Source organism: Pseudomonas sp. IT-P294, assembly GCF_949767865.1.
Lineage (GTDB): Bacteria > Pseudomonadota > Gammaproteobacteria > Pseudomonadales > Pseudomonadaceae > Aquipseudomonas.
Genome location: NZ_CATKQW010000002.1, coordinates 37800 through 60191, shown reverse-complemented (window position 1 = coordinate 60191; position 22392 = coordinate 37800). Strand labels below are relative to the sequence as shown.

Here is a 22392-nt window from a genome sequence, read left to right as displayed (position 1 = left end):
GGTTTGGCAGGCCGGCCCGATTCAGTGAACGTTGCCGGCGAACCAGCCGTCGTTCCGGCGCAGGTACCAGGCAAACGCGCCGAGGGTCAGGCTGCGCAGCAACATGAACAGCAAAAACGTTATCCACAGCCCATGATTGCCAAAACGGTGGAGCGCCCAGGCAAAGGGCAGCAACAAGAGCACCGTCAGCAGCATGCCGTTGCGCATTTCCCGGGCGCGAGTGGCGCCGATGAACAGGCCATCGAGCAGGTAACTCCAGACGGCAATCAACGGCAGCACGGCGAGGTAGGGCAGGTAGACGAACGCGGTGTCGCGCACGCTCTGGATATCGGTCTGCATCTCGATGAACAGATGCCCGGCCAGCGCGAACAGCACCGCAAACCCCAGGCTCGCCAGCAATGACCAACCACAAGCGACCACCAATGAGCGGCGCAACGCCTCTCGATCACGCGCACCGATGGCATGTCCGCACAGCGCTTCCACGGCATGGGCCAAACCATCGAGCGCGTGGGCGGTCAGCAGCAAACCGTTGAGCAGCAGCGCGTTGGCGGCGACCGTGGCATCACCCAGCCGCGCGCCTTGCACGGTGATCAGGAAAAACACCGATTGCAGCGCCAGGCTACGGATGAAGATGTCGCGATTGACCGCCAGCAGCGGACGCCAACTCTTCCACAGCGCCAGCGCAGCCCAGGCGATATGGCCGGGATAAGCGCGCAGAGCGTGGCGCGTCATGTACAGGCCGATCAAGGCGCCAGTCCATTCGGCAATGACCGAGGCCCTGGCCGCACCGACCACGCCCCATTCCAGTCCGAGAACGAACCACAGGTTCAGCGCGATGTTCACCAGGTTGGTGCTCAGCAAAATCGCCAGCGGTGCCCGGGCGTTCTGGGTGCCGAGAAACCAGCCGACCAGCGCATAACTGGCCAGCGCCGCCGGCAGGCCGAACAATCGGGTGTGGAAGAATTCGCGGGTCAGTTGATCCAGTTCCGCCGAGGGTTGCATGAAGTGCAGCGCGACGCCGCTCAATGGCACACCCAGTGCCCCGAGGAGAATCGACAGGCCCATCGCCAGCAACAAGCCCTGCAACAGGATCTGTCGCAACGCTGCGCCATCCCCTCGACCGGCCGCCTGGGCGGCAAAACCGGTGGAGCCCATGCGCAGAAAACCCATGGCCCAGGCGAGAAAGGTGTACAGGCTGGCACCGACCGCGACGGCCCCCAACTGATGGGCGTGGGGCAGGTGGCCGATGACCGTGCTGTCGACCAGTGCCACCAGCGGTACGGAAATGTTCGACAGAATCATGGGCGCAGCGAGCGCCCAGACCCGGCGATGGGTAGGGCGGTCGCGCCAGTCGGCAATCAGGTTGGACATGCAGGCTCCTTGGGGAGCCAGCATTGTAGCGACAGTTTGTGATGATCGTTCCCATGCTCTGCGTGGGAATGACTCCTGTGACGCTCTGCGTCACGACGTTTGGGACGCGGAGCGTCTCGGGCTGCATTCCCACGCAGAGCGTGGGAACGATCAGTGGCTAGTGGATGATCCAGCTCAGCAACCAGAGCCCCAGCAGCAACCAGATGATCCCCATGATGATCGACGCGTTCATGAACGCCCGAATAGCTGACCACAACAGCATCAACCCCAGAATCAACGCGATGATAGTGATAATCGACGTTTCCATGCCCAAGGCACGGGACAAGCCTTCGACAAAATTGCTGCCGGCATGGCTCAGCAGGTTGAACAAGCCACTGAGGCCATCAACGATAAAGCGGATGACCGAACCGAGTGCCTGACCGAGCCATTCGAAAAAGCTTTCTACCTGCATGTCGTGAACGTCCTGATGTAAGGGGTTGAGGCTTGGGCCATTGATCGCGATGGCGAGTTCCCTGCAAGCATAGTGGTTTTACGGTGCGTGCCGCTTGCCTTCATGCAGCATCCCCCCGAAGCTATACGCCTTCAGGAGAGCCCGATGAACCTTGTTGAACTGACCGAACGCCTGCACGCCATCCGTGACCGCAATGACTGGCGGCAATTTCACAGCCCGAAAAACCTGGCCATGGCCGCGAGCGTGGAAATGTCCGAGCTGGTGGAAATCTTCCAATGGCTGACCGAAGACCAGTCGCGCCAGTTGCCGGCCGACAAACTCGCCCATGCCGGGCAGGAAGTCGGCGACATCGTGCTCTACTTGCTGCTGCTGTGCAGTGAATTGGGGCTGGACATGGATGAAGTGGTGCGTAGCAAACTCGCGGACAGTGAAAGGAGGTTCGGCTCATGAGCGACCGTCATTTCGACCAGTTGGCGACCCGCTTCGCGGAAAAGATCTATGGGGGCGCCAAAGGGGCGATCCGCCTGGCCGTGCTTCAGGCCGACCTGGCGGAAACCTTGCCGGAGCGGCCGTTGCGCGTCCTGGATATCGGCGCCGGTCTGGGGCACATGTCGCTGTGGCTGGCCCAGCGCGGGCATGATGTCACGCTGGCCGAACCCGCCGAACCGATGCTCGAAGGCGCCCGCCAGCGCTTCGCCGAGGCCGGGCAGAGTGCTACGTTCATTCAGGCGCCGTGGCAGGAATTGCTCGGTCAGCTCACCGAACCTTATGACCTGGTACTGTGCCACGCCGTTTTGGAATGGCTCGCCGAACCGCACGCGATCCTGCCGGTGCTGCATCAATTGACGAAGCCGGACGGTTGGCTGTCATTGGCCTTCTACAACCGCGATGCATTGATCTACCGCAACCTGCTCAAGGGTCACTTTCGCAAAATGCGCAAGAACGACATGGCCGGCGAGAAGCAAAGCCTGACCCCGCAGCAGCCCCTTGATCCGCGCGAATTGGCGGAGCAACTTGAGGGGCTGTGGCGGGTCGAAACTCAGAGCGGAGTGCGGGTTTTTCACGACTACATGCCAGTGGAATTCCAGGCCCGCGCCGAACTGGTGGACCTGCTCGAAATGGAGCTGGCTCATCGACGTCACCCAAGCTTTGCCGGGCTTGGACGCTATTTGCACTGGATCTGTCGGCCGGTCTGATCGGAGCTCGAAATGAAAAGTCGTGCAGGGTTACTGGTGATCTGTCTCGGGTTGTCGGCGTGTCAGGGCAGCAACCCTTACGTGGCGACGTCCAACCCGTTGCCACCGGCACCGCCTCAAGCCGCCAACACCTTCGACCGTAGCGCCTACCCGGCAGCGCCGCGTGACTACGGGCGTTACCGCAGCTGGGCCTGGCTCAACGGGCAACTGCCGCCGGGCAGCGTTTGGGCGGACTCAGCCCAGGTTGCTGAAGCGGTCAGCAACGCCCTCGATCAGCGTGGCTTGCGGCCGTTGCACGATAACAGCCGCCCGGCCGACCTGTTTGTCAGTGCCGACCTGCATCTGGAGACGCGCTTGCGCCAAGTGCAGGACGACTATGGCTATTACGGCGGCGGTTACAACCATTACGGCAGCGGTTATGGCCTGTACAACACGGTGCCGATCGTGCGCACTTATCAGGAACAGGTCGTGGTCGTGCGGGTGGATTTGTTCGACGCGAGCACCGGTCAACCGGTGTGGAGTTCAAGCGCTGAAACCGGCAATCGGGGCAGTCAAAGCGAGCATGCCGACGCGATCCGGGAGGCTGTAGAAAAGGCGATGTCGGCGTATCCTCCTAGTTAGCTTCTGTTGTTTGGAAGCGTTTCACAGGTTCATGTCTTCAACCCGGAGAACCATCATGATCCGCCGTTTTGCTTTACTGGCGGTGGCCGCGTTACTCAGCGCCTGCGCCGCCAACCAGGTCAACAGTGACTTCGATGCCAGCCGCGACTTCGCTGCCTATCGCAGCTGGAGCTGGAAAGAGCCCGCTTTGCAATATCGCCCAGATGACCCACGGATCAAGAGCGACCTGACCGAACAGCGCATTCGCGAATCGGTTGCCGACCAACTGGATCAGCGCGGCTTGCGTCCTGCGGCTACCGGCAGCAAGGGTAATCTTGACGTCCAGACTTACCTGATCATCGAGGAACGCCAGCAGCAGGTGAGCACCAACTATGGCGGCGGTTGGGGTAATCCCTGGAATGGCTACTGGGGCGCACCGATGTACAACGAAACCCGTAACATCAGTTACAAGGTGGCGACCATCCAGATCGATCTGCTCGATGGCCAGGACGGAAAACTGGTGTGGCGCGGCAGCGATGAGCAAATGCTCAGCCGCACAACCAACCCCTCTGATCGCAGCAATGCGATACGTGAAACCGTTGGACGCATCCTCGCTAACTATCCACCACGCTAACCACCGAACCCCAAACACCATGCCCCCCCTGTGGGAGCGAGCCTGCTCGCGATGGCGTCGGTCCACTCGACATTAATGTCGACTGACTCACCGCTATCGCGAGCAGGCTCGCTCCCACATTAGTTTTTGCGTGTGAAGTGGCGTCTTGCCAGCAGTCTTGCCGCGCCTTGTCTACACTGCTTTTGACCCAAGGAGGTAGCCCTCGGTTGTGCACCGGCAAAGGAGTGCGCGATGTCTTCCCGACAGCAGTTCTACGGCCCGACCCGACAGCGCGGGGCTATCGGCATGATGGCGGCGCTGACGCTGGGCATGGCCCTGGTGTTTGTGTTGGTGGTGGTCGACAGCGGTCGGTTGTACCTGGAAAAGCGCGACCTGCAGCGCGTGGCGGACATGGCCGCACTTGAAGCCTCGACCCGAGGCGGTGATTGCGCCGCGGGGGCCACGGCCACGGTGTATGCCAACGCCAGCGCCAACCGCAATGGCTTCAGCTTTCCCGGCCCCAACCGCAACCTGCAGGTGGCTTGCGGTGTCTTGACCCTGGACGCCAATAATCTTCGAATCTTTGCCGGCGACCCAAGTAAAAGCGAAGCCATTCGGGTGATCGCGAGCCATGTGGTCCCGCAGAGTTTCGCCGGCGGCATCGGCGCACTGTTCGGTGGCGCGCCACGCGGGGCGACGATCAACCTGTCAGCCACGGCGGTCGCCGCCTTACCGCCACCCCTGGCTTCGCTGACCATTCGCAGTACAGCGCTGAGTGTCGATACCAGCAAGTCGGTCATGCTCAATGCGTTATTCGGTGGGTTGCTCGGCGGTAACCTGAACATCAATGCCGTCGGCTGGAACGGACTGGTGAACACCAACATCAGCCTGCTCGGCTACCTCGACCGGCTGAAAGTCGACCTCAACCTCAGTGCCGCCGGGTATGACCAGGTGCTGGGCAATACGATTGCCGTCAGCCAGTTGATCCAGACCGCCGTCAACGTGCTGGACCCCAGCGGCACACTCGGCGCGACGGCCACCATCGGCAGCCTTCAAGCGCTGAAAGTCGCGGCCGGCGCGACCACCGTTGTACTGGGCAACATGCTGCACATTGAAACCGGCAGCAACGTGACAGCACTGGCGACCAACCTGAAAGTGTTCGACCTGATCGAGGCCGTTGTGCAATTGGCCAACAAGAAAAACGGCCTGGTGGCGACCCTGCCGATCAGCCTTTCGGGGCTGGCGCAAATCACCGCTCGGGTACAAGTCCTGGAGCCGCCCCAACTCTCCGCCATCGGCAATCCGAAACACGCCGCACTCGCGCCTTTGGGGCCCAATCGGATCTATGTGAAAACGGCTCAGGTGCGCACGCTGCTGTCGATCAACCTGCCCATTCTGAGCGCCATCCAACCGTTGCTCGAAGCCGCGGCCGATCTGGCCGGCCCCCTGACCAATACCTTGAAGGCCTTGCTGCATCTTGATCTGGTCGGTGTCATCGATTCACTGACCTGCGCGCTGGGGGCTGACTGTCAGACCCCGTCGATCGTGCCGCTTTCCAATGTCGTGGGCCTCGACGTCGCAGTGGACGTGGCAAGCGCCAACAGTTACGTCACCGCCTACAGCTGCCTTAGTCCGACCAGCAAAACATTGACCACTAATACCAGCACGTCCTTGGTGAATCTGAAAGTCGGCAAGATTGACCCGAACACGACGTTCGGCAGCAACACCGCGCCGCCAGCCGTGGTGGTGCAGCCGCTGAAGGTGATCGATATCGGGGTGAAAACCTGTCGCCGCTTCCTGATCTTTCCCGTCAGTTGCGACCCACGGATTCCCGGCGTCGGCGGCGGGATCGATATCATGGTCGACACCACCGTGGCGCAGAACGCCAATATCCCGCACGTCTATTCCGCGCCACCGGCAACCAGCCTGCCGGAGATCAACCAGCCACCGTTTTACTATTCCTTTTCCACCAGCAATATCGTCAGCAGCCTGTCCGACACGCTGACCAATATCAAGGTCAACATGTATGGCCCGACGGGCAGTCTGGTGAGTGGTCTGGGGACGATTCTCAGCGCCGTCACCAGCGTCCTGGTCGACACTATCAACGGAGTGCTCAGCCCGTTGCTCGATACCTTGATCAATACGCTGCTGGTCAGTCTGGGCATCGACCTGAACAAGGTCGATGTCGGCGCCAACCTCAGTTGTCAATCCGGGCGTGCGTCACTGGTGATCTGATCGCCGTTGGCGATTGGCAGCTCAATGCAGAACCGGGCGCCCTCGACCGTATTTCTCACGCTCAAGCGGCCGCCCATATTTTCGACGATGCCATAGCTCACCGACAGCCCCAGCCCGGTGCCGATGCCCGCCGGTTTGGTGGTGAAGAACGGTTCGAAAATCTTGTCCAGCAACCGTGGATCGATACCGCCGCCGTTGTCTTCGACCCACAATCGCACCGATTGCTTATCCGTTTCGGCGTACAGCGAAATCCACGGTTTGAATTCACGATCGGACTCGCGTTTGCTCAGCAATGCGTCCCGGGCATTGACCATCAGGTTGATCAGCACCTGTTCCAGTTGATCGATATAGCCGCGCACCTGCACCTCAAAATCGGTCTGACTGATCCGCAGCTCGACGCCTTTGCCACGCATGCCTTCGGCCAGCAATGACAGCGTGCCCTGGATCGCCTCGGCCGGATTGAAGGGTTGCTGCTCGATCTCCGAGCGGCGGCCGAACACCCGCATGTGATCCACCACCCGCGCGGCACGCTGGACCTGCGCGTCGATGCGGTTGAGCTTGTCAGTCAGATAATCAAGCTGCACCTCACCGCTGTTCAGGCGCTTGAGCACATTGACGATGGCCATGCGCATCACGTTCAGCGGCTGATTGATTTCATGGGCCAGCCCGGTGGCCATTTCGCCGAGGGTGGCCATTTTCGCGCTTTGCGTGAGTTGTTGCTGGGCGCGCCGGACTTCGGTGTTGTCGCGGCCCACGGCCTGGATCTCGAGCAGGCGCCCCTGCTCATCGAACACCCCGCGATCCGACCAGACCCACCACGCATGTTCCCGTCCCGGTAATTGCAGATTGATTTCCTCGGTGCTGACCGGTGCGTCCGGGCTCAGTCGGCTGAGCCGCTGGAGGAACGCTGCGCGTTGTTCGTCTGACATCCAGCTGCCCAGATCCACCCCCGGCAGTTGCTCAGGCTGACATTCCAGATACCTCGCCAGTGGCCGGTTACCAAAGATCAGGCTCAGGTCCGGGCGATACCGACAGATCATCGCCGGGGAATCCTCCACCAGTATTCGGTAGCGCTCTTCGCTCTGTTTGACCTGCTCGGTGGCGAGGGTCGCTTCAGTGACATCCAGCCACAAGCCAACGGCTTCCACCGGCAGGCCCAGGTCGTTGCGCAGCAGTTTGGCTTCGTCGAGCAGCCAGTGGTAATTGCCGCTGCCGTCGCGCAGTCGATAGCGACTGCGCACCGAGCCTTCGCGCAACAACAGTCGCGTGCGTTCAAAATAGCGGTCGCGGTCCTCGGGATGAACCCGTTCCGTCAGTGCGCCGGCATTGCAATCGGCCAGCTCCAGGCCGAGCAAGGGTTGCAGGCTGGCGCTGAAGAATGTCGGTAGCAGCGCACCTTCGACGTAACGCTGCACATAGATCACCGCCGGCGAACTGGCGATCAGATTGTCCAGTCGGGCATGGGCCGTCGAAGCGTTCTGCTCTTGGATCTTGATGTCGCTGATGTCGAGCATGAAGCCGACCAGTCGGCGGTTGATTCCGGCACCCAGTGCCTGGCCTTGCAAGCGATACCAACGCGGTGCTTGAGTCCCGTCAGGGCAATGCAAGCGCACACACAGAAGCAACGGAGCGACATCGTCCTGCCAGTCTTGCAGACGACTGCGCAGTTCCTCGCGGTCGGCAGGGTGCACGCGATCAAGCCATTCACTCAGCGGCACCCGGGTCGCGGGCAAGCTCAGCGTGTCGGCGAGCGATGGCGCCAATTGCACTTCGGCGCTGGTGCTGAAAACCTCGAGCCATCCGGTGCCGAGTAACGCTTGCAACGAGTCCAGACGTTCCAGTTGCAGGTGATGCCGATGCTCGCGCAACCGTTCCAGCAAGGGGCTGGCGAGGGCGGCGGTGAGTAGCAACCAGTCGCTGTCGTTCAGGTCGGGGGCGCCGCGCTGCGCCGCATAACAACCACACAGCAACCAGGCGACCACGCCGTGCGCATCGTAATACGGCACCGCGAGCCCTTCGGCATGGCCGAAGATATCGTGCAGGCGAGGGTGCTCGCCGAACGTCAGGTGATGCACCGCGGTGCCGCTCAAACTGTCGAGCCCAGTGCCCAGTCGTTGGTTGTTTTTCCAGAGCTGAGGGGCGTCGCAGGCGACGTAATGCTGATGAATTTGCCAGCCCTGTCCCTGCTCATCGAGCAATGCCACCGCGATGCAGGGAATATGAAAGCGCTGAGCCAGACTTTGGAGTTGATCCGCCAATACGTCAGCCAGTCGCGTCAGGCTGCACAGGCGTAGCTGTTCGCTGATTTTGGCCGCGCGCAAATGATTGTGTTCGCGACTGCGTGATTGTCGACGCTCAAGCAACAAGTCGCCGATGTCCAGCAGCTGCAATAGCCAGCCGCTCGCCAATGGCTGGACCCAGCCACGCAAGTGCAGCGGGTGTCCGCTGAGGCTGTAAAAGTCCAGGTCCAGCATTTGTCCTTGCCAGTCCGACGGTGTGCCTTCGACGGCGAGGCTGCTGTGGGGCATGAGGTAATCGAGCAAGGGCGATGCCTGCGCGGCGGGTATTTGCTGAGCCAGGGCATGGCGCAGCGGACCGGTCAGGTGCAGCACCCGACCTTCGGCGTCCAGGTGCAATTGCAGGCCGACAGTTGGCACGTTCGGGGTGTCTGGCGGCGCCAGTGGCAGCGGCGGTTGGCGGTTAAGCAGACGCCCGAAGAGTTTGTCCCCGGAACTCAAAATTGCAGGCTCGAACTGGCGGTGAGGTTGGCCGGCAGGTTGGGCACCGGACCGATTCCCGGCAGCACCAGAAACGGGATCACCCGGTTCAATTTGCTGGTGGGGTAGTTGATGGTGACCTTCAAGACTCCGCCCACATAAGTGGCACTGGCATCGGTGGCGACATTGAAGTTCAGCGCGGCGGGAATCCACGCCAGCTGCCGACTCAACTCCGTGGTAGCAACGGTTCGCACGGCGGTGGCGTAGCCAGGTGTGCTCGGGTCGAGCGCCACGCTGCGACGCACCGCTTCGGCGGTCGACTGATTGAACGATTGCATCAGTAACAGCGGCAGGCTGTAACTCACGATTCCATAAAACACGGCGAAAAAGATCACGAACACCAAGGCAAATTCAATTGCCACGGCGCCTTTTTGCTTGCGGGGGAGGCCTGTTTTCATGCGCGCGTCTACCCTGACTGTCACTGCGTAATATCAGCATAGAATCATTCAGCCATAACGGATGTTTTTTACCGAATGCAGAGCCTTGTCCTACTGACCTGGCTGGCGTTATGCGCCGCCCAGGATGCTCGAGAAAAACACATCGCCAATGGCCTGACCCTGGGGGGTGGCTTACTGGCGCTCGCCTATCTGCTTTGGACTGACACCACTTGGCTGGGCGCCGAGGCGACGCAGGGTGGCTGGGCTTTTTTGCTGGCGCTGGCCTTCACCTTGCCCGGCTATGCGTTGCGACGCCTGGGGGCCGGCGATGTGAAATTAATGACAGCCTTGGGTTTGGCGACAGACGGTAGGGTGCTGCTGGGCGTGTTCATCGGTGCCGGATTGGCCAGCGTCCTTTGGCTGCTGCTCGCGCCAAAAGTCTGGCTTCATATGAGTCAAAGGGTTAGGGATATTCTTCGATATCTAGGGCCGGAATCGTCAAAAAAGCCGCCGTTTGCTCCGTTTGTGCTGGTCGGATTTTTGTTCGCGCTCGCCTGGATTCACTAGTCGCCAGGCGCCGGTACGTCTATGTACAGAGTTGGAAAGTGCGTCTACTTTCAAATCAGTTGTTGTACAGCCTGTTGATGCAAGTACAGGAACGGTCAGCCTTGACCTGACCCCGCAAGGAGTTGCTCGTGAACAAGTTTACATCGGCTGTAAAAATCCTCGTGGTGGACGATCAACCGCTGATTGTCGAAGAGCTCTGTGAGTTTCTTCAAGAGAATGGCTATCGTTGTGTTCCTTGCGAGTCCGGCAGGCAAGCCATCGAGCAGTTTCAGGATGATCTGGAGATTGGTCTGGTGCTCTTTGATTTGCATATGCCTGACAAGAACGGGCTTGAGTTGGTTCAGGCGTTGCAGGTGTTGGCGGGTAAGCATCGTGCGTTCGAAGCGATCATGCTCACGGGGCGTGCGGACAAGCAGGATGTGATCAAGGCGTTGCGCGCTGGCGTGTCTGATTATTATCAGAAGCCGATTGATCTGGATGAGTTGCTCGAAGGTGTTCAGCGTCAGGAGGTGGCGTTGCAGGAGCGGCAGAAGAGTGTGCAGCTGGGGCATTTGAATCAGAAGCTGCAGTATCTGTCGGAGTCTATCGATGATCTGTATCAGGATCTGGATAGGGTTCGCCGGGGTCCGCAGCCGTCGGATTTTTCTGATGGCGATGTCGGGGATCGGGTGCGGCTTCCGGCGGCTTTCCATCAGTTGTCGCCACGGCAGTTGGAGGTGGCGCAGTTGGTGGGTAAGGGGCAGACCAATTATCAGATTGCTTGTGAGTTGGGGATTACGGAGAACACGGTGAAGTTGTATGTGTCGCAGGTTTTGCGGTTGACGCATATGCATAATCGGACGCAGTTGGCGTTGGCGCTTTCGCCTGGTGGGGCTGGGGGGCTTCGGCGGGTTACTGCTTACTGAGGTTTTTGTTGGTTTTTGATGGGGGGTATATCCGTTGCTGCGGTAACGGCGGCTGGCGGTTTCGCCCTTACGGCGAGGCACTTTTTTCAAACGCCAAAAAAGTACCCAAAAAGGCTTGCCCCGGCGTTCGGCCCCTCGCTTAGGCTCGGTGTTCCTTCGCTCCGGCATTCATCTGGGGGCATCGCCTCCGGTCTGCTTCGCGACGACCTCCTCTCGATGTGTACGGCTTCGCCGCACGGCGCTACGCGCCTACCCCCCAGATGAATGCCGGAGCGAAGCCTGCCGAAGGGGCGGGCAGATCAAAAGCCAGATCAAGATCAAGAGCTGCAGGCGAGCTACCGCTCGGCCTGTTGAGTGGTGAAGAGCGGGCGGTAGACATCGGTCCATTGTGGGAGCTGGCCTGTCGGGTCGCCGCATCGCAGCGATGGCGGCCTGCCAGCCGACCAATCTCTTCCTGCTACCCCATGATCGTTCCCTACGCTCCGCGTGGGAATGCAGCCAGGGACGCTCCGCGTTCCATTTTTGTGCTGAGCGATGTGTAAGAAACACAGCCCTTTCCCACGCATTTTTAAGGTTGCCGGGTAGGAAGCCGTGTATCTAACCTCTCGCTGTCGCCATTGTCTGTTCACGCATAATCGCTGCCGGTCAATGCATTATGGCGGCTGTGTGCGGGCGGACTTCGGTCCTGCCGGGTGTCCATACCGGTCTTCTCACCTCGCACATAGCTGCCACCTCTTCGCCGTGCGAGAAGCGGCAAGTGGAGACAGCCGACCATTTTCTTCAAGTTGTACACTCATACCGTGTAGGAGTGGGCTTGCTCCGGGCGGCGTTCCGACGATGGCGACCTGCCGGCCAACCAATCTCATGCAGATGTACACAATTCAACTGTGGGAGCTGGCCTGCCAGCGATGGCGGTCTGTCATTCACCATCAACGTTGGATGACAGACCTCCATCGACGGAACGCCGTCCAGAGCAGGCTCGCCCCCATAGCGACTGTGTGCTGATTCGATGGCGTTGTTTAATGGTGTTTAGCATTCCTTCCTGAGACCTACAGATTCTTGCGCCGTTGCCTACGGCTGCGCCAGAATCCGCCGGCTTGTGTGCTTTGACCCTGGTCTCTATCGTTTCCGCATCGCTGCTAATCAGCGGTCGGACTTCGCGGTCCATTCAACTGAGGCATAATCACTCGCCCGATTTACAGCACTTTCCGGTGTCTGTCATTTCGTGTCATGGCGTCTGTGCGCGGGATACCTTCGGGTATGCCGAGTTGCCTCAGAATCGGTCCGCGAACCCGCGTACAGTCGCCACCCCATTTTGCATCGCGGCAATTTGGACGTGGCTCCAGTTAACTTCTGAGGTGTCACCATGTTCAAAGCAACCCCCAATCCCCCGCAAGCCGACGACGTTTCCCCCTACGATCCCCTCGATCCGAAAAAACTCAACGAAGCCGCCGACCGCGCGCTCGATCACTACCTCAATCCGTCTGTGCTGAAAGCGCCTGTCATCCGTAAGCCCAGCACGATGTTCGTTGTCGCCGCCGATATCGATAACGAAAGCCTATTGGCTCACGCTTGCGAATCCCTGGCGTCGGCGAGTGTTCTGGCGAGTGATTTTGCGACGAATCTGGAGGGGCCGCAGCGGCATACGGCGCTGGCGATCCAGCAGATCATCATGCTGGCCGAGTTGGCGGTGAATCGCGCGCTGGATAATGTGGATGTCCCGCTAGCCACGGTGTAACTGTCAGGCGACGTTTTCGTTCTTCGCGAGCAGGGCCGCGCAATACCTGTGGGAGCGGCCTTGCCCGCGAAGGCGATGGATCAGGCGAATCACCTCCGAAGGTTATCCCCCAGACCCGCTGGACACCGTACCTCCTTCATTCTGGTCAAAAAATTTCGGGATCTCATGCTCATAGCTTTTCAGCCACCGCTGCATGCTCAGCTCGCGTTCGGTCGCGGTTGAGGTTTGTGGTTTCTGCGAGGCGGCCTTGTTGCTGCTTTGCAGTTGCAGCCAGCCTTCGGTTTCCTGTTGTTGCGCCGAGGAGGGGCCGTCGAGGGCGTGGGTGGTGAGGGGCAAGGTCAACAGGGCGAGGTAAACGAAGATCGGTTTCATCGCAATGTTCTCTCTATTGAAGGGGCGCAACCGTCACGGCGGCGACTTGGTTCGTGGCGATCGGGCCTGTCTTGTCCGGGGCCTTGAGTTTTTGCGCGCGCTCTTGGGCTTCGGTGACTTGGGCGGGGCTCAGGCCGAGGCGACTGACCAGTTCGGCGGCGCGGCTCCAGTCGTCCTGGTAGATCAACAGCGTCACCAGATTCAACGCCGCCAGTTGATCGCTCTGTTTGAGTTCCATGGCCGTCAGGAACTCGAAGCGTGCATCTTCGATGCGCCGTTGATTGAGGTAGACCACGCCGAGGTCGTTGCGGATTTTTTCATCGGTGGGCGCCAACTGGGCGGCGCGTTGCAAGTGGGTTTGGGCCTGAGCGTTATCGCCCTTGGCGGCGGCGAGTTGGCCCAGACCTTGTTCGGCTTCGGCGGCCAGGCAGGTGCCGACCAGGCTGCGGTACAACGGCTCGGCTTCACTGCGGCCCAGCAGGCGGTAAACCTTGGCCTTGCGCAGGCGCACGTCGGCCAGGTTGTCGGGCAGACGTTGCAGATTGGCCAGGCTGGCGTGCAGTTTTCCGTCCTTGGCCATGTCGTCGGCGAGGTTCATCGACAGTTGTTCATCAGCGCCCAATTTTCCGCAACTGGCGGTGTGGGTCAGTGCGCTCCAGGGTGCCTGACTATTCGTTGCGCAACCGCCCAGTAACAGCAGGCTCAAACCGGCAATCATTGCTTTCATCATCATCCCTCTATGAACCAATGGCCCGCGCCAGGGCGGTGAACCCGGGGCCGGCCAGCACGATCAACAACGCCGGGAAGAGAAACAGCATCATCACGACGGACATTTTGGCGGACATCTTGGAGATGTATTCCTGCAAGCGCGTAAGGCGCCGGTCATCGAACAATTGCTTGAGCGCCAGCAGGGATTTCATCGCCCCGCCTCCCTGATGAATCAACTGCTGCAGGATCACGCAGGTGTCGGTGAATTCATCGACCGCCAGCAGGTGACTGGCCCTGTTCAGCGCTTCGCCCAGCTCCAGGCCGGAGTCGACACGGGCCAGCACCAAGCGCAGTTCCTGGGTCAGTGTGGGCAGAAGGTTTTTGCCTTCAAGGCTCATGACGCGCAGTGACTGCTCCACCGCCATGCCCGACTCGAACAGGATGCGCAGCAGTGGAATGAAGGTGGAGATCTCGGTGGCCAGTTGTCTTTGTCGACGTTGTGCCGCTGCGGCGAGCAAGCGTTTGGGCATCAAGTAGCCGATGGCGGTGGCAAACAGCGGGGCGATCCAGTGGTTCTCCACGTTGGGGTAGAAAACACTCTGGATCAGCAAGCTGACGGACAGCGCCAGCACCGGGACGCCGACCTGGCACGCGGCAAACAGCGAGCGCCGTCGGGCGCTGCGCCAGCCCAGACGGTTGAGCAGGGTCTGGGTCTCGTTGTCCAGATTGACCGCGCGCTGACCGATAGGGCTGTTGCCAAGCGCCTGCAGCCAGAGACCCACGCGGTGTTTTTCGGCTCGCTTGCCGTCCAGTCGCTGGGCCACCTGGCGCGTGCGCCGGCGTTGTTGCAGCAGGGCGCTGAGCAGCAAAAGAGTGGCTCCCAGAAACAGCAGCGCACTGATCAGCAGGGCGATTTTCATACGCTGCGCAACATACGCCAGAGCGCCAGGCTGCCCACGGCCTGCAAGCCGAACGCGGTGGCGAGCATGATTTGTCCCGAGCTGTCGTGCCACATGGCGAGCAAGTAGGCGGGGTTGGCGGCCAGAAAATAGCCGGCCAGGCCCACTGGCAAGCTACCCAACACCCAGGCGGTCACCCGGGTTTCTCCGGTCATGGCGCTCAGTTGTCGCGCGATCTGCTCGCGCTCGCGGATCATTTTGATCAGGTTCTCCAGCAGTTCGCTGGCGCTGCCGCCGTAGCGGTGATTGACCTTCAGCCCCAAGGCAAACAGGCGCAGTTCGTCTTTCTCATACAGCTCTGCAAAGTCGGTGGCCGCGTCCGGCAGGCTGACGCCCAACTGCACGTTGCGCTGCACGCGGCCCATGGCATTTTTCAACGGGTCCTGGGCGGCATCGATGGCGCCCAGCACGGCATCGGCGAGGTTGCGTCCGGACTTCAGGCTGCGCACGGTGTGATCGAGCATTGGTGGCAGTTGCTCGATCATGCGCTTGAGGCGTCGTTGATAGCGCCAGCTGATGTACAGCCGCAGGACCAGAGGCGGCACCAGCAGTGACACCCCGGCACCGATCCAGCCGGCGCTGGCGAAACCGATCAGAATGACCAAGGCCCAGAGCAGCAGCCAAGTCCCCAGGCGTTCGGTCGGGCGTCCGAGACCGGCGCGCAGAAAAGCCCTTTCCAGGCCGGCCCAGGACGATTTTTCGACGGCCAGTTCAGGCTGCCCCTGAGTCAGGCGTTGCAGAACGCGTTCGGTCCCGGTCTGGCGCAGTCCGCTGAGCAGCAAACGGATCGACAGGCCGAACATCACCAGGCAAACGAGGATAAGCAGCACCGGTTTGAGCATGCCGTGGCCCTTAATAGGGTGAGAGGGGGAGCGCCGACTCGCGACGCAGTTTGTCTCCGGCAGGGTTGACTGCCTCACGCAGAAAACCGAAGCCGGTGCGCCGGTCCAGCCGGAACAGCGTGTTGGTCACGTAGACGTCGTCGCGCACGCCAATCACTTCAACCACTTCGGCGACGCAACGCCGGCCATCAGGCATACGCGTCAACTGGATCACCACGTCCAGCGCCGCGCAGATCATTTGCCGCAGGGTTTTTTCGGCAATCGTGCGACCGGTCAGGCCGACCAGGGTTTCCAGCCTCAGCAGCGCATCCTGGGCATTGTTGGCGTGTACGGTGCTCATCGAACCGTCGTGACCGGTGTTCATCGCCGTGAGCACGTCGACCACTTCGACACCGCGGATTTCACCCAGGATGATCCGGTCCGGGCGCATCCGCAGGGCGTTTCGGATCAAGTCGCTGGACTTCACTTCGCCGTGGCCTTCGGCATTCGGCGGGCGGGTTTCCAGGCGCACGACGTGCGGGTGGCCCAGCTGCAATTCGGCGACGTCCTCGATGGTGACCAGTCGTTCGTGCGGGTTGATCAACTGGCTGAGAATATTCAACAACGTGGTTTTGCCGGTGCCGGTGCCGCCACTGATCAGGATGTTGCAGCGCTTGCCCACGGCTTCCTGGATGAAATCGAAGATCGCCTGATCGATGGTTTGCATCGCCATCAAGTCGGTGCTTTTAAGCATGTCTTTGCGAAATTTCCGGATCGACAAACAGGGGCCGTCGAGGGCGATGGGCGGAATGATTGCATTGACCCGGCTGCCATCGGGCAGGCGTGCATCGACCATCGGCGACGACTCATCAAGCCGCCGGCCCAACGGCGCGAGGATTCGTTGCATGACCCGTTCGACGTGGTGTGCGTCGATGAAACGCAAGTCGCTCTGATACAACACGCCCTCGCGTTCGAGGAACACCCGGTGCGGGCCGTTGACCAGAATCTCGGTCACTGACGGGTCGCGCAGCAGCACTTCCAGCGGTCCGAAGCCGGTGAGTTCATCGACCAGTTCTTCGGCCAGTCGCTCCATTTCATAGCGGGTAATCGCCAGGTGCAGGCGCGCAATGTACTCGGCCACTTTGTCGATGACGAACTGCGACAGTACCTGCCGCGAACCCTCCAGCAGGTTTTTTCCGGACTCTTCAATGGCGTCGATGATGTAGCGGTGCAGGACCTGTTTGAGGCCTTCGTGGTCGCTGTTACCGGTCGGCGTGCGTTGAGTGGCGCCGAACAATTGTTCACCGTTCATTGCGCGCCCCTTAGCCGGTTGAACCAGCCGGTCTTGGGTTTGGACAGGCTTTCGGAGCGTTTGGCCAAGCATTCGCCGAGGGTGCGCAGGCTTTGGGTCAAGGCTTCGCGCGGGGCCAGTTCGAACAGGCTCACGCCCTGGTTTTTTGCGTTGAGCCGCACTTCCGGGCTACAGGCGAGGATGGCGATGACCTCCATGCCGAAGCTTTTGCCGAGGGTGTCGGCGTCCGGTGCGACGTTGCGCAAATAGCGGTCGATCAGCAGCCGGGCGTGGTCCAGCTTCATGCCTTTTTCGCGCCACAGGTTGAGCATCGCAAGATTGCGGCGGCAGTCGAGCACGTTCTGATCGGTGTACCAGAGCAGCTTGTCGCAATGGCTGACAAAGGTGCGCAGCGCTTCGCAGTCGGGTTGCCCGGTGAGGTTGACCACGATGTGCTGGAAGTGTTGGCGCAAGGCGCTCAGCAGCATGTACAGCTCGGCGGCACTGGTGAGCTCCAGCGGTTCATCGTGACCGGCGTAGGCAAGGATGCGCAGGCCGTCGCCGTCGCTGGTGAAGGCACTGTCGATCAGGGTCGAGTCCAGGCGTCGTACATGCCGCAGCGCATCGCCGAAATGATACGAGCTCTCCAGCCCGAGCAGCGCCAGGCTGTCGCCCCTGGGCAAGCCTAAGTCCAGCAGCAAGGTTTGCTGGCCACTCTTCTGCACCACGTGCGCCATGTGGTTGGCGAGCAAGGCACCATCGGCATTGCTTTGCACGCCATACAACACGGTCAGTCCACCCAGATGATTACTCGGCGCCACCGGCGGCAGACGTTTGCCGAGGCGCCGCACCAACCCGGCGACTTCACTGGAACGCGAGCCATAGGCGACGAAGTCCCGGGCCCCGGCGCGCATGGCGTTGAGCACGAGCTGGTTGTCCATGCCGTCGCCCAGCGCAACGATGGCCAGCATCGGCTTGGCTTCCAGCGCACCTTCGATCAAGGTGCTCTGCGCCACCACGTGCTCGCGATCCAGGCCGACGAACACCAGGCTGGCGAACGTCACATCGACCAGTGCAAGCAACTCGTCGAGGCTTCCACCGCCGGCGCTGACGACCTGACCCAAGGGCGCGAGGGCGCCTTGCAGCCATTCAAGGTCGGTGCTGTTACGCGTGATCGCGAGGAAGGTTTGACTCAGGTTCTGGCTCATTGCGATAACCCGCTGCGTTTATCGAAGTTGCCGTTTTCCAGGAAGTACATGCGGTAAAACCCGGGGTCGTAGTTGCGCAGTTGTTCACCGGGCAGCGACGGCAATTGCGCGTTGGCGGCCAGCGGTTGAACCAGGTGAGGGGTGACGATCATCAGCAGCTCGCGCTCTTCACGCTTGATCGAGGAACTGCGAAAAAACGCGCCAATCACCGGGATGTCACCCAGCCCCGGAAACTTGTCGACCTGCGAGGCGTTTTGCGTACTGATCAGCCCGCTGATGACAAAACTCTCGCCATCGGCCAGAGAGATGCTGGTGTCGGTGCGGCGAATGGTGAATGCCGGGACGGTAGTGCCACCGATCGTCACGCCGTTGTTGTAGTCGAGTTCGCTGACTTCCGGCGCCACTTTCAAGGCGATGCGGTCGGTGCTGACGACGGTCGGGGTGAGTGTCAGCCGGATCCCGAATTCCTTGTACTCAATGGAGTAGCTGTTGCTGTTGGCGCTGGGGACCGGAATCGGAATTTCGCCACCGGCCAGGAAGCTCGCACTCTGCCCGCTGATCGCCACCAGGCTCGGCCGTGCCAGGGTGTAGGCGAAGCCGCTGCCTTCCATGGCGTTGATGATCGCGAGGAAATTGCCACCCCCGGCGACGATGTTGAACATGTCATTGGCCAGCGGGATGCTGGGCACGGCAATGCGCGGGTCGATGTTGCGCAATGGCAATACGCGCGGGGTCACGGCGGTGTTGGGCACGGTGCCGGGGGAGCCAAACAGGAAGTTCGAACTTTTACCGAAGATCGACGTGCTGGCTTCTTTGAGTTTGGTCCGGCTGACCTCCACGAATCGGATGTCGGTTTGTACTTGCGAGGGCAGCAAGGGATCTTCGGAGGGCATGGACGACGTGCGGGTCATCGCCGCCGTGGCCCGTCCCTGGACAAACACCATGCTTTGGCGCGGAGCGCTGGCGCAGGCAGTCCAGACCATCAGGCTGGTGGCGCCGGGTGCCATGCCGGTGACCAGGAAAGCCTGGTTGCCGTTGACCCGCACGTCGGCGATTTTCGGATCACCGACCGCCAGGCGTGTGATCGCTACGGGCGACTGCAGCTCCTGTTGCAGCCCTTCACCGACTTCCAGCGTCGCAGGCAACGAGCCCAGCGCGGCGCAATTGCCGGTGGCGGCGAAGGTCATGCTCAACGGCAGTCCGCTCATCAAGGAAACCCAAAGCAGGCCTTGGAACACGGACATGGGCATGGAACGACTGTGCATTGAGATGCATCCTTGCTCGACTCAGGGGGTTTGTTGGGTCACTTCATTACCGCGTATGACTTCCACCCGCGCTTGGCGAGGTGCGGCGCCGCCACCGAAGGTGAGTGGTTTGGGAGGGCTGACGAGGGCCAGCTGATTGAATTGCACGAGGTCTCGATTGGCATTGGCGAGGTTGGCCGGTGAACTGTTTGCGCCCGCCCAATACTGCGCCAGGCGTTTCTCTTCGGCGCTGCGCACGGCGAGGCGCAACACGCCGGCCTGGGCCGCGAGCATCAGGCGACTGAGCAGCGGTTCGGGGACGGCGAGCAACACCGAGCGGGCGCTGGCACGCAGCTGGTCTTGCTTGAGTTGCTCTTCGGTGCTGCGCGGCGGGTTGGCAGGTCGACCATCGTTGGTCAGTCCCAGTTGTTCACCGACACCGAGGACGCGCAAGGCCGGGACCACGACTTGAGCCGACTGCTGGGGGTTGTTGGCGTCTGCGCGCAAAAACAGCAGGACGTCGACGTAGTCGCCCGGGCTGAGTTGACCACCGGCATTGATCACTTCATCTACCGCGACGGCAAGCGCGCGCTCATCGGGGTGGATCATTCGCGCCAGCGCGCTGCCGGCTTCGAAGCTTTCAGCATTGAGCCAAGTGCCTGCCGCCAGTGCACGCCACGGCGTGCGGCCAATCGCTTGATCCAGTCGGGTCAAACTGCCGACCGGGGCCATGCGCAGTTTTTCCAGGGTCACATCGGCGGCCGTGATCTGAACGAACGGCGCCACATCGTGCAGCAAGACCACAACCGGTTGGCGGGTGGGATCGTCTGCGGGCTCCGGTGCGGGCGCGGTTGGCGCGGCAGTGACAACGCCAGGTTGCACGACGGGATCGGGAGAGGGTTGTCGGCTCAGCGTGAGTCCCCAGTAACCGGCAATCAGCGCGCCCACCAGAAACAATCCGGCCAGGCCCATGGTGATTCGGCTGTTCATGACGGCTTCCCCTTCCCTGGTGCTTGATGACCCGTGCCGTTCGACGAGAAATTTTTTGCATTCAGGCTCTAAAAAAATTGAACTATTTCGCTATTGGACGGTAGCGCAGGTAGAGCAAAACGCCATTAGCGCCCAAAAAATATCTAACAAAAGGAAAGGGTTGACGCGCCCGGTGCAGTTTTCCGACGTCCACGGCCTGCGCTTACTACTAAAGTGTTAATGCGTTCTTACAGTTGTTGGTACGAACAATGGCGACAATGCTGGTGCTGGCACAGGGGAATCATGTTGCGACGGTGCAACACCCGCTGCTCTCAAGGAGAAATCGTTATGTCCTTCACGAACATTGTTCAGAAGATCAAGTCCGAAGCGGCCTTCTACTTCAACCTGGCGAAAGACACCGAAGGGGCTTCGGGTATCGAATACGCCATTATCGCGGGCATGGCCGCCGTGGCCCTGGCGGCTTTCATGACACCGATTTCGGGTGCGATTACGCTGATTTTCACCGGTATCAAAAATGTGTTGGTGCCGGCGACGCCATGAACGTTACAGCTTGCCAGCGTGCCTGAGTGGTACTGACGTCAGCGCTTGGTCCATTACAGGAGTTACCCATGAACGCGCACGCGCTGCCACGTCAACAGCTGCTTCTGGTCGATGATGAAGAGGACGCATTGCTGGAATTGGCGGAATTGCTGGAGGGGGAGGGCTTCAATTGTTTCACCGCAACGTCGGTCAAGATCGCCCTGCAGCATTTGACCCGCCATCCTGATATTGCCTTGGTGATCACTGATCTGCGCATGCCGGAGGAAAGCGGCATGTCGCTGATCAGGCGCTTGCGCGAACACACCTCACGGCAACATTTGCCAGTGATCGTCACGTCCGGGCATGCGGACATGGAGGATGTCAGCGATATGTTGCGCCTGCAGGTGCTTGACCTGTTTCGCAAGCCGATTTACCACGTGCGGTTGCTGGAAACGCTGAATAACCTTTTTCCGCAGCCTGAGATGCAACGCCTCGTTCCTTGAGAAGGCGCTGAAAACCCAAAGGTGTATAGACACAATTGACCATGGCATGAGGGCTGAAAAACCGTTCCCACGCGAGCGTGGGAACGAGCGACTCAAGCGATGGGCCGCCAATGCCCCGTCATGTGTTCAAGATCCCCCGCACCCACCAGCTGAAAATCGCCACTGGAGCCAGCCGCGCTGGACCGCAATGTCACTTCGCTGGGCAGTCGCACCGGCTTCTTGAACTGCACCTCGATCTCGACATTGGCGGTGGGCAGATGCTCACTCAACGCGGCCAATGTGCGCGCCTTGTTCCACAGCCCATGGGCGATGGCAGTCGGGAAGCCGAATAGTTTGGCGCTGGCGGCACTCAGGTGAATCGGGTTGTAGTCCCCGGACACTTTTGCGTACTGCCGACCGATGTCTGCCGGGGCTTTCCAGCGCGTCACTTCCATCATTTCCAGGGTCGGGGCCAGAACGTCCTCGACGGGTTCGCCCTCGAGTTTCACGCCCCTGCACAACATTCGGCTTTCAGCCTCCCAAAGGGTCCCCAACTGATCTTCGAGCGAGGTCACCAGGTCGAACGTGGCGCCCTTCGCGTGCGGTTGCAGGTTCTGCACCTGAACACTGGCACGAACACGATGCACGCCGCCCATTGGCCGTAAAACCCGGATGCGGTTGCTCAGGTGAATCAGCCCCAGCAACGGGAATGGAAACTCCTTGGCCGTGAGCAATTGCATCTGCAACGCAAACGCCAGGATGTGCGGGTAGGTCGGCGGCAGCAAACCGTTGTCGGCAAACCCGCAAACCTTGCGATACGCCGCCAGGCGGTTGGGATCGACCTCGACCCAGCAGCGCAAACCGGTCTCGGGCAACGTCGTGCCGGTGATTTTTCGCCGCATCGCCGCCCGCACATACAGCGCAGGCAGGCTCGGTTCGCGATTGAGCGTGTGCCAATCAATGATCAT

Annotated in this window: 23 protein-coding genes; 10 read left to right on the top strand and 13 right to left on the bottom strand. The window is 60.7% G+C overall.

The features are described 5' to 3' along the window. Positions 1-21: 21 nt before the first annotated feature. Together ACM6I0_RS01550 and ACM6I0_RS01545 are read right to left on the bottom strand one after the other, a co-directional pair. Positions 22-1371: an MATE family efflux transporter gene (locus tag ACM6I0_RS01550; RefSeq protein ID WP_414921320.1), complete on the bottom strand. Its 1350-nt coding sequence runs from the start codon at positions 1369-1371 to the stop codon at positions 22-24. Positions 1372-1528: 157 nt separating this feature from the next. Next, on the bottom strand, positions 1529-1822 hold the full coding sequence (locus ACM6I0_RS01545) for a hypothetical protein (protein WP_222589612.1): 294 nt from the start codon (positions 1820-1822) through the stop codon (positions 1529-1531). Positions 1823-1966: 144 nt separating this feature from the next. Here ACM6I0_RS01545 and ACM6I0_RS01540 point away from each other — a divergent pair, with 144 nt between their 5' ends. The 5 genes from ACM6I0_RS01540 (at position 1967) to ACM6I0_RS01520 (ending at position 6466) form a co-directional block, all read left to right on the top strand. Next, positions 1967-2272, top strand: coding sequence for a MazG-like family protein (locus ACM6I0_RS01540; protein WP_259155535.1), 306 nt, complete (start codon positions 1967-1969; stop codon positions 2270-2272). Further along, positions 2269-3018, top strand: coding sequence for a methyltransferase domain-containing protein (locus ACM6I0_RS01535; protein WP_090176010.1), 750 nt, complete (start codon positions 2269-2271; stop codon positions 3016-3018). The genes ACM6I0_RS01540 and ACM6I0_RS01535 overlap by 4 nt, the downstream gene beginning before the upstream one ends. A gap of 12 nt (positions 3019-3030) precedes the next feature. Further along, positions 3031-3639, top strand: a complete 609-nt coding sequence (locus tag ACM6I0_RS01530) for a DUF4136 domain-containing protein (RefSeq protein ID WP_414921319.1) — start codon at positions 3031-3033, stop codon at positions 3637-3639. Between the two features lie 55 nt (positions 3640-3694). Beyond that, positions 3695-4252 (top strand): DUF4136 domain-containing protein, encoded by a 558-nt coding sequence (locus ACM6I0_RS01525; RefSeq protein ID WP_414921318.1) that lies wholly within the window; start codon positions 3695-3697, stop codon positions 4250-4252. A 231-nt stretch (positions 4253-4483) separates the two neighbouring features. Next, positions 4484-6466, top strand: coding sequence for a TadG family pilus assembly protein (locus ACM6I0_RS01520; protein ID WP_414921317.1), 1983 nt, complete (start codon positions 4484-4486; stop codon positions 6464-6466). Here the strand turns inward: ACM6I0_RS01520 and ACM6I0_RS01515 are convergent. Next, on the bottom strand, positions 6436-9204 hold the full coding sequence (locus ACM6I0_RS01515; RefSeq protein WP_414921316.1) for an ATP-binding protein: 2769 nt from the start codon (positions 9202-9204) through the stop codon (positions 6436-6438). The genes ACM6I0_RS01520 and ACM6I0_RS01515 overlap by 31 nt on opposite strands. Continuing rightward, positions 9201-9641, bottom strand: a complete 441-nt coding sequence (locus tag ACM6I0_RS01510) for a TadE/TadG family type IV pilus assembly protein (protein WP_285431912.1) — start codon at positions 9639-9641, stop codon at positions 9201-9203. The genes ACM6I0_RS01515 and ACM6I0_RS01510 overlap by 4 nt, the downstream gene beginning before the upstream one ends. 75 nt (positions 9642-9716) lie before the next feature. Between ACM6I0_RS01510 and ACM6I0_RS01505 the strand changes: the two genes are divergently transcribed. From ACM6I0_RS01505 to ACM6I0_RS01495, 3 genes are all read left to right on the top strand, one after another. Next, positions 9717-10187, top strand: a complete 471-nt coding sequence (locus ACM6I0_RS01505) for a prepilin peptidase (RefSeq protein ID WP_414921315.1) — start codon at positions 9717-9719, stop codon at positions 10185-10187. Positions 10188-10315: 128 nt separating this feature from the next. Next, a complete protein-coding gene (locus tag ACM6I0_RS01500; RefSeq protein WP_285431914.1) occupies positions 10316-11092 on the top strand; it encodes a response regulator transcription factor in 777 nt (258 codons plus the stop codon). Between the two features lie 1366 nt (positions 11093-12458). Beyond that, on the top strand, positions 12459-12830 hold the full coding sequence (locus ACM6I0_RS01495; protein WP_285431916.1) for a DUF6124 family protein: 372 nt from the start codon (positions 12459-12461) through the stop codon (positions 12828-12830). A 102-nt stretch (positions 12831-12932) separates the two neighbouring features. Here the strand turns inward: ACM6I0_RS01495 and ACM6I0_RS01490 are convergent, their stop codons facing one another. From ACM6I0_RS01490 to cpaB, 8 genes are read right to left on the bottom strand one after another with little or no spacing between them, the layout of a single operon-like run. Next, positions 12933-13202, bottom strand: coding sequence for a DUF3613 domain-containing protein (locus ACM6I0_RS01490; RefSeq protein WP_285431917.1), 270 nt, complete (start codon positions 13200-13202; stop codon positions 12933-12935). Positions 13203-13215: 13 nt separating this feature from the next. Beyond that, positions 13216-13929: a tetratricopeptide repeat protein gene (locus ACM6I0_RS01485; protein ID WP_285431919.1), complete on the bottom strand. Its 714-nt coding sequence runs from the start codon at positions 13927-13929 to the stop codon at positions 13216-13218. Positions 13930-13939: 10 nt separating this feature from the next. Further along, positions 13940-14830, bottom strand: a complete 891-nt coding sequence (locus ACM6I0_RS01480) for a type II secretion system F family protein (protein WP_414921314.1) — start codon at positions 14828-14830, stop codon at positions 13940-13942. Next, entirely contained in the window at positions 14827-15711 is an 885-nt protein-coding gene (locus ACM6I0_RS01475) for a type II secretion system F family protein (RefSeq protein ID WP_414921313.1), read from the bottom strand. The genes ACM6I0_RS01480 and ACM6I0_RS01475 overlap by 4 nt, the downstream gene beginning before the upstream one ends. Before the next feature lie 10 nt (positions 15712-15721). Next, the gene (locus tag ACM6I0_RS01470; RefSeq protein ID WP_414921312.1) at positions 15722-17002 is read right to left on the bottom strand and encodes a CpaF family protein; all 1281 of its coding nucleotides are present in this window, start codon (positions 17000-17002) and stop codon (positions 15722-15724) included. After that, entirely contained in the window at positions 16999-18189 is a 1191-nt protein-coding gene (locus ACM6I0_RS01465) for a pilus assembly protein (protein WP_414921311.1), read from the bottom strand. The genes ACM6I0_RS01470 and ACM6I0_RS01465 overlap by 4 nt, the downstream gene beginning before the upstream one ends. Next, on the bottom strand, positions 18186-19454 hold the full coding sequence (locus ACM6I0_RS01460; protein WP_414921310.1) for a type II and III secretion system protein family protein: 1269 nt from the start codon (positions 19452-19454) through the stop codon (positions 18186-18188). Before ACM6I0_RS01460 ends, ACM6I0_RS01465 begins: the two co-directional genes overlap by 4 nt. A gap of 21 nt (positions 19455-19475) precedes the next feature. Continuing rightward, complete coding sequence (gene cpaB / locus ACM6I0_RS01455) at positions 19476-20423, bottom strand: Flp pilus assembly protein CpaB (RefSeq protein ID WP_414921309.1); 948 nt, start codon at positions 20421-20423, stop codon at positions 19476-19478. Positions 20424-20750: 327 nt separating this feature from the next. Here cpaB and ACM6I0_RS01450 point away from each other — a divergent pair, with 327 nt between their 5' ends. Both ACM6I0_RS01450 and ACM6I0_RS01445 read left to right on the top strand, forming a co-directional pair. Further along, on the top strand, positions 20751-20963 hold the full coding sequence (locus ACM6I0_RS01450) for a Flp family type IVb pilin (RefSeq protein ID WP_090175965.1): 213 nt from the start codon (positions 20751-20753) through the stop codon (positions 20961-20963). Positions 20964-21031: 68 nt separating this feature from the next. Then, positions 21032-21445: a response regulator gene (locus tag ACM6I0_RS01445; protein WP_090175962.1), complete on the top strand. Its 414-nt coding sequence runs from the start codon at positions 21032-21034 to the stop codon at positions 21443-21445. Between the two features lie 92 nt (positions 21446-21537). Here the strand turns inward: ACM6I0_RS01445 and ACM6I0_RS01440 are convergent, their stop codons facing one another. Then, the gene (locus tag ACM6I0_RS01440) at positions 21538-22392 is read right to left on the bottom strand and encodes a MaoC family dehydratase (protein WP_414921308.1); all 855 of its coding nucleotides are present in this window, start codon (positions 22390-22392) and stop codon (positions 21538-21540) included.